This window comes from Bowmanella yangjiangensis, from assembly GCF_017255015.1.
Lineage (GTDB): Bacteria > Pseudomonadota > Gammaproteobacteria > Enterobacterales > Alteromonadaceae > Bowmanella > Bowmanella yangjiangensis.
The window spans coordinates 42,360-48,834 of sequence record NZ_JAFKCS010000026.1 but is presented as its reverse complement, the minus strand read 5'-3'; the positions used below and the strand labels follow the sequence as shown (position 1 = coordinate 48,834).

5 protein-coding genes are annotated in these 6,475 nt (G+C 47.4%); 1 reads left to right on the top strand and 4 read right to left on the bottom strand.

Annotated elements, in window-relative coordinates; translation table 11 throughout:
* Positions 1-524: 524 nt before the first annotated feature.
* From J0A65_RS19070 to J0A65_RS19055, 4 genes are all read right to left on the bottom strand, one after another.
* Positions 525-2,087: a beta-N-acetylhexosaminidase gene (locus J0A65_RS19070; RefSeq protein WP_206595930.1), complete on the bottom strand. Its 1,563-nt coding sequence runs from the start codon at positions 2,085-2,087 to the stop codon at positions 525-527.
* A gap of 157 nt (positions 2,088-2,244) precedes the next feature.
* Positions 2,245-3,501 carry a mechanosensitive ion channel family protein gene (locus tag J0A65_RS19065; RefSeq protein ID WP_206595929.1) on the bottom strand — a complete coding sequence of 419 codons (1,257 nt, stop codon included), beginning with the start codon at positions 3,499-3,501 and terminating at the stop codon, positions 2,245-2,247.
* Entirely contained in the window at positions 3,502-4,398 is an 897-nt protein-coding gene (locus J0A65_RS19060; RefSeq protein ID WP_206595928.1) for an acyltransferase, read from the bottom strand. It abuts the gene before it with no gap.
* Positions 4,392-5,276, bottom strand: a complete 885-nt coding sequence (locus tag J0A65_RS19055) for an acyltransferase (RefSeq protein ID WP_206595927.1) — start codon at positions 5,274-5,276, stop codon at positions 4,392-4,394. The genes J0A65_RS19060 and J0A65_RS19055 overlap by 7 nt, the downstream gene beginning before the upstream one ends.
* 79 nt (positions 5,277-5,355) lie before the next feature.
* On the opposite strand from J0A65_RS19055, the gene proB reads away from it, so the two are divergent.
* The gene (gene proB, locus J0A65_RS19050; protein WP_206595926.1) at positions 5,356-6,474 is read left to right on the top strand and encodes a glutamate 5-kinase; all 1,119 of its coding nucleotides are present in this window, start codon (positions 5,356-5,358) and stop codon (positions 6,472-6,474) included.
* Position 6,475: the final 1 nt, after the last annotated feature.

Here is a 6,475-nt window from a genome sequence, read left to right as displayed (position 1 = left end):
AGTGTGGGGTCTCCCCATGTGAGAGTAGCACACCGCCAGGCTCCCAATACGAAGAAGGGCTATCCGATTGGATAGCCCTTTTTTATTGCTCCTGATTTACCCTTCACCGTTGTCTCGCAACATCAGACAGGTAGCCCTTCTTCAGAAAGCGCTAACGCACAAATTCCAAGCGCTGCTTGAATAACAATACCCTTCTGGCTTAAACGCTCGTCCTTATATGAGGCTGCCTAGCTCTTAGTCTTTTCTAACTGTTCAAGGCTAATCTTGGCTGCTGTGTTCAATCTTTCAGCTAAGCGTATGCGAAACAAAAGTTAAGCGAATAAGGCTTTTCTAAATGAACGCACCACCAATGCTCTCATTGTCCGATATTTATAAGTGTTAGGCCTCTGAGTCGATGCTTCGATGTCTCTGCGTGATAGACAGTTTCATTTATGTCTCTACGCTTCTGATTTTGAAAATAACACACGAAAGTGCACTGGCATAAAAAAGCCCAGCTAGGGCTGGGCTGCTGCTTAAACTTAATGTTATTGCCAGTTCAACTGGGCTTCCTTGTGATACTGGATGTTTAGTTGGTCAAGATGGCCGCGAAGTTCTGACAGTCGGCCAGTAAACTGCTCATAGTTGCGTTGCGCTTGTGGTGTCCAGGAAACCTCAGCAATAGCAGCCAGACGGGGCCAGTTTCTGTTATCTGCAGTTGCTTCGTCACGGACAAGCTCAGACCACATTGCTCCCTCTACACCAACTGCTTGGGCATAGTTTTCGGGCGTTAAGCTATATACCCTTTCTAGAGGAACGCCTTCTTTAGCACACCAGGTATAGGTTTCCGGCTGCCCGTTATAGTTACCATGATCAAGGTAGGTATAACTGCAGGGCGAAAGTACCAAATGAATACCTTTGTCCAAGGCTGGCTGAATATCGTAGTTATCGTTCCATAACTGCAATAACGAGCTAGGACGAATATCTCCCTTTGACGCTTCTTCCCAGGCTAATACTTCACGATCCAAAGAGGCAACAATCTTATCTACCTGGGTGATAAAACCGGCGAAACTAGTTTTCTCCTCATTCAGTACTTCATCTCCGCCTATATGCAGATACTTGGAAGGGAAAATCGCAGCTACTTCTGTTAGCACTTCTTCCACAAAGCGGTAGGTCAGATCAGGCTTCTCGCTAGTACATAGTGCGCTAAAGCCAACGCAGGTTCCTTCATAAAGACCTAGCCTGGCCTCTCCCACCATGTCTCTGCACTGGTTCTGAACCGGACTTTCTGTCACATAACCACATGCGAGCTCGTTGTAAGAGGCTATCGCTGCCTGGGTGTGGCCAGGTAAGTCGATCTCTGGAATGATTTCAACTTGATGCTGGGCTGCAAATTCAACCAATTCCCGCATCTGTTCCTGAGTGTAGTATCCACCAGGGCCACCGCCCACTTGGGTTGAGCCTCCTACCGTCGCCAGCTTAGGCCAGCTTTTAATTTCCAGTCGCCATCCCTGGTCATCGGTTAAATGCAGATGCAGTTTGTTAAGTTTGAAACTAGCCATCCGCTCGACATGTTGCTTTAGATAATCAAGGCTCTGGAAGTTACGGGCGACATCCAACATGCTGCCTCGCCATTCATATTGGGGTTGGTCCTCGATGCGAATATGCGGCAGAACATACTGTTCTTGTGCTTTAGCTGGTAATAACTGACGCAGGCTCTGTACTCCGTAAAATAGTCCTGCGTCGTTTGCAGCCTTAATCTCGATGCCTTGGTTTATAGCTAACTGGTACCCTTCATCACCTAGGGTCAAGGAAGGATCGATCACTAACCTGATGACAGCGTTGTCATTTTCGGTCTGCTTAATACCTAGCTGTGAGAGCAAAGCAGAAATGGCAGCTGCGCTATCTGGCGCATTGTCATCGGTAATCAGTTTAACGCTACCTGAAAAAGTAAAGTGACCAGCAGATTGCGTAATTGAGGTGGGGTAGGGCACTAAGTTTATTTGTGTATTTGCTACCTCGCTGACCGCTTGACCGGTTGCAGGTGCCTCATCATTTTGACAAGCCACGAGCAACACCGACATGGCAACGACTAACGTTCTTTTAATCATAATGACTACTAGCCTCAGTTGTTAGAAATTAGGTTTGCTATTCAAGCAGTTATATTTGAATAACGAATTTATTAAAGATTTTTTACACTACAGCAGGCTGTCTTTTAGTCAATGTATTTGAACGGATTTGTTATGCCTTCTGCCCATTGTCAGAAAACTACTGCATAGGAGGCCGGTCACTTACTCTCTGATAAGCGCGTAAGCCAAAACTCGGCAACATCGCGAGCAGATGGTCGAAAATATCTGACTGAATGCCTTCATAGTTCACCCAGTTCTTGTCGGCACTAAAGCAATAGATCTCTAGTGGCAGTCCTAGTTCTGTCGGTGCAAGCTGGCGAACCATTAAGGTCATATCTTGATTGATCTTCGGGTGATTCTGCAGATATCTGACCATATAGGCCCTGAAGGTACCTATGTTAGTCAGGCGCCTGGCGTTTAGTAGATCCTGCTCTGTGATGCTGTTGTCTTGATTGTATTTGGCAAGCTCACGCTTTTTTTCACTGATGTAATCTTTGATAAAGCGGATTTTTTCCCAATTATCCAGCATATCCTGGTCACAGAAACGTACGCTTTGAATATCTATGTTTATGGCCCTTTTTATTCTGCGGCCGCCAGACTCTTGCATGCCCCGCCAGTTTTTGACCGAGTCTCCAATCAGCGCATAGGTGGGTACCGTTGATATGGTGTTGTCCCAGTTGCGCACTTTAACCGTTGTGAGTCCCAGTTCTAAAACTGTGCCGTCCGCGCCATACTTAGGCAATTCTATCCAGTCACCGTTATTTACCATGCGGTTAGCAACGATCTGTACACCCGCTACAAAGCCGAGAATGGTGTCACGGAATACCAACAAGAGTATGGCGGCCGCTGCACCTAAGCCCGACATGATCAGTACTGGCGACTTTTCCAATAAGTTGGAAACAATCAGTATGATGGCGATAAGCGCAAGCGTGAGCTTGCCGACCTGAATAAAACCCGTAATAGGCACACGTTGAGCCAGTCTGGACGAGTCGTAAATATCCTCTATGGTGTTAAGCACAGCGCTCATCACCATGACTGTTGTAAGTAGGATATAGATGAAAGCCAGTTTCTGTAGTAATGCTAACAGCAGTGGAGCGTGGGCGAACAGCAATGGGCAAAGTACATAAAGCAACACCCCTGGAACAAGGTGCGCGCCACGCCGGAAAAAGTGATGCCGTTGTAATTCATCATCCCAAGTCGCCTTAGTGGCAAGAATCAGGCGGGCTATTTTGCCACTGAATAATCGGCGGGTGATCTTAAAGGCTAACCAACAAACACCTAACAGAATCAGCACAGAGAAGAGTGTAAAAAGCGGTGAGCCTGAATTAATCTCTATGCCCCATTTGCTGGCGCTATCTAAAATTAACTGGCTGATTTGTGTTGGTTTCTCTTTCATTTAGCTATCGTCCCTTAGTTGTTGGATAAGGCTATCCTTGTCCTGCCAGAGCTGATTAAGCCAGCCTTGAAATTGGGCTCGGAAAATATCGTCTTCTTGGTAATTACCAACCAATTGCCTTGCCAAAGGAATGGCCTTGGCTCTCAGTACCACCTTGGCTAACCTGCCACATAACATGTCCATCATGACATGTTTGCTATTGTGGGGGTAAATCAATGTAACATCGATAATGTCATCAAACAGGTTACCCATTGAAGCCAAGGTAAAAGCTACCCCCCCAGCTTTTGGTGATAACAGGTGGGTATATGGACTGGCCTTAGTTCGATGCTTTTGCTCGGTAAAGCGTGTTCCTTCTACGAAATTAATAACCGTAGTCGGAATCGTGCTGAACTTCTCACAGGACTTCCTGGTTGCTTCCAGATCTTTACCTTTAAGGTGAGGATACTTGGCAATAAACTCGGCGTTGTAGCGACGCATAAAGGGCATGTCTAAAGCCCAGGCGCCAAGCCCAATAAAAGGCATCCAAATAAGTTCTTGTTTGATAAAAAACTTCGTTGCAGGAATACGTCCACATGAAAAGTGCATCAGTAATATGATATCCAGCCAACTAATATGGTTGGCCATAACCAAGTACCAGCCATCCTGTCTGAGGTCGCCTTCTATCTCGTAATCCCATTCAACCCTGTTAAACAGATTTATCAGCCACACGCCGCATATCGCAAATCCCCTCAGTGCAGCGTTCAGTAACCGGTTTAGCAAGTGAGTCAAACTTTGGATTGGACAAATAAGCTTAATAACACCGAGTAGGATAATAAGCGAACCCCACCCCATCAGATTGAAGATCTGCAGCAAAGCGTGAAAAGGCAACAGCAATAAGCCGGGTAACATACTCAGCATTGTTGGCCTGCCGCTAACTGCTTAAGCGTGTTATCTTTATCCTGCCAGCGCTGGTTAAGCCATTGCTGAAACTCTTGTCGTTGCTCGGCGTTGTCAAAATAATTGGCCGGCATCAGGTTCTCTAAAGGCATAACCTTTACGCGAACCTGGATCTGTTTAACCTTGCCGCACACGAAATCCCAGAAGCTGGGTATACCTTGCGGATAATGAATGGTTACATCAAGCAGCTTGTGCAACTTGTCACCCATGGCATTAAGCACAAAGGCAATGCCTCCAGCTCTTGGTAACAATAAGTACTGGTAAGGGCTGGCTTGTGAGCGGAGTTTGCTTGGCGTTAAACGGGTACCTTCAACAAAGTTCATGACACTCACAGGAATGTGGCTGAATTTCTCACAAGCGCGCTGTGTGGTTTCGAGATCCTTACCCTTTAAGTGTGGGTGTTTCTCCAGAAAACTGCGCTTATAACGACGCATAAAAGGAAAATCTAATGCCCACCAGGCTAGCCCCAAAAAGGGCACCCACAGCAGTTCTTTTTTAAGGAAAAATTTAAGGAAGGGAATGCGCCCGCTGAAAACTCGTTGTAAGACCAGGATGTCGACCCAAGACTGATGATTAGCAATCACCAGATACCATTCTTTACGTTTTAGCCCTTCCAGCCCTTGAACATCCCATTTTACCCGGCTGCTGAGGTTTTGGTTAAGTGTATTAACCTTAACCCAATTAGATGCACAACCATCCAACCAACGACTTAGCGCACGTTGCCACGGAGCGATGGGAATAAGCTTGAGCACTGACAGCAACATAATGGGTACAAACCAGAACAGGGTGTTCAGGGTATAACCAACTATCGATAACACGCCTATAAAATTTCGCCACATTTGATATTGCCTTAGACCGAATAAGCAACGTATTTTATGCGCACCCTCGTCATATCTCAAAGTTAATCCAGGCAGGCCAATGAGTCAGGCAGAAGCAGTAGTAACAAAATTTAACTGGCAACGTGCCGTCATCAAAGTCGGGAGTGCGCTTATTGCTCCGGATGGCGCGGGCTGCAGAACCGAATATTTGCTGGCGCTGGCGCAGTTTATTAATGCCAGCCGTCGCCAGGGAAAGGAGCTCGTGCTGGTGTCGTCCGGTGCGGTTGCCGCTGGCCGGAATGCAATGAGTGCAGAGCAGAAGCCTACTCTGGCGCAAAAGCAGGCAATGGCGGCAGTAGGGCAGACCCGAATGATGGCCAATTGGGCCCGTTTATTTGATTTTCCTACGGCACAGATCCTACTGACCCATGGTGACATTCGAGATCGTGATCGCTATTTGAATATAAAAAGCACTATACGTGAACTGCTGGCGCATCAGATTCTACCCATAGTTAACGAGAATGACTCGGTAGCCACTGAGGAGCTGAAGTTCGGTGATAACGATAACTTAGGGGCCTTAGTCGCGCTGGTTGCCGATGCCGACACCCTGATTATCTGTACTGATGTAGACGGCTTGTATGACGCTGATCCCCGAAGCAACCCCCAGGCTAGGCTGTTGACCTCGGTTGAGTCGGTGAGCAAAGAGATAATGGCGCTCGCCGGTGGCAGTGGTTCGTCGGTAGGAACAGGTGGTATGCAAACCAAGCTACAGGCGGCTCAGAAGGCCAGTGCCAATGGCATTCAAACCTTAATAGTGAATGGCTACAAGGCGGCGTCTTTTGATGCTCTCTCTAAAGGCCTGGTGCCGGGCACGCTGTTTTCTCCTGCTCTGTCGAGAAGCGGCGCGAAAAAACAGTGGTTGCGGCATAGTTTGAAGGCCAAAGGCAAAATCCATATTGATGCAGGAGCAAAGCAGGCCCTTGTTCAGCGCGGGGCATCCTTATTGCCTGTCGGAGTCTCGTCTGTCGAAGGTCAGTTCGCCGCCGGCGACGCGGTGGAAGTCTGTTTTGAAAATGACTTATTGGCGATCGGTTTGAGTTTGTTCAGCGCCAGTGAACTCAGCAAAATTAAAGGTTTGCAAAGCCAGCAACTGGAAACTGTACTTGGTTATGCCGGCCATGAGGAAGTCGTGCATCGTGACGACCTGGTGCTGCTCTGAG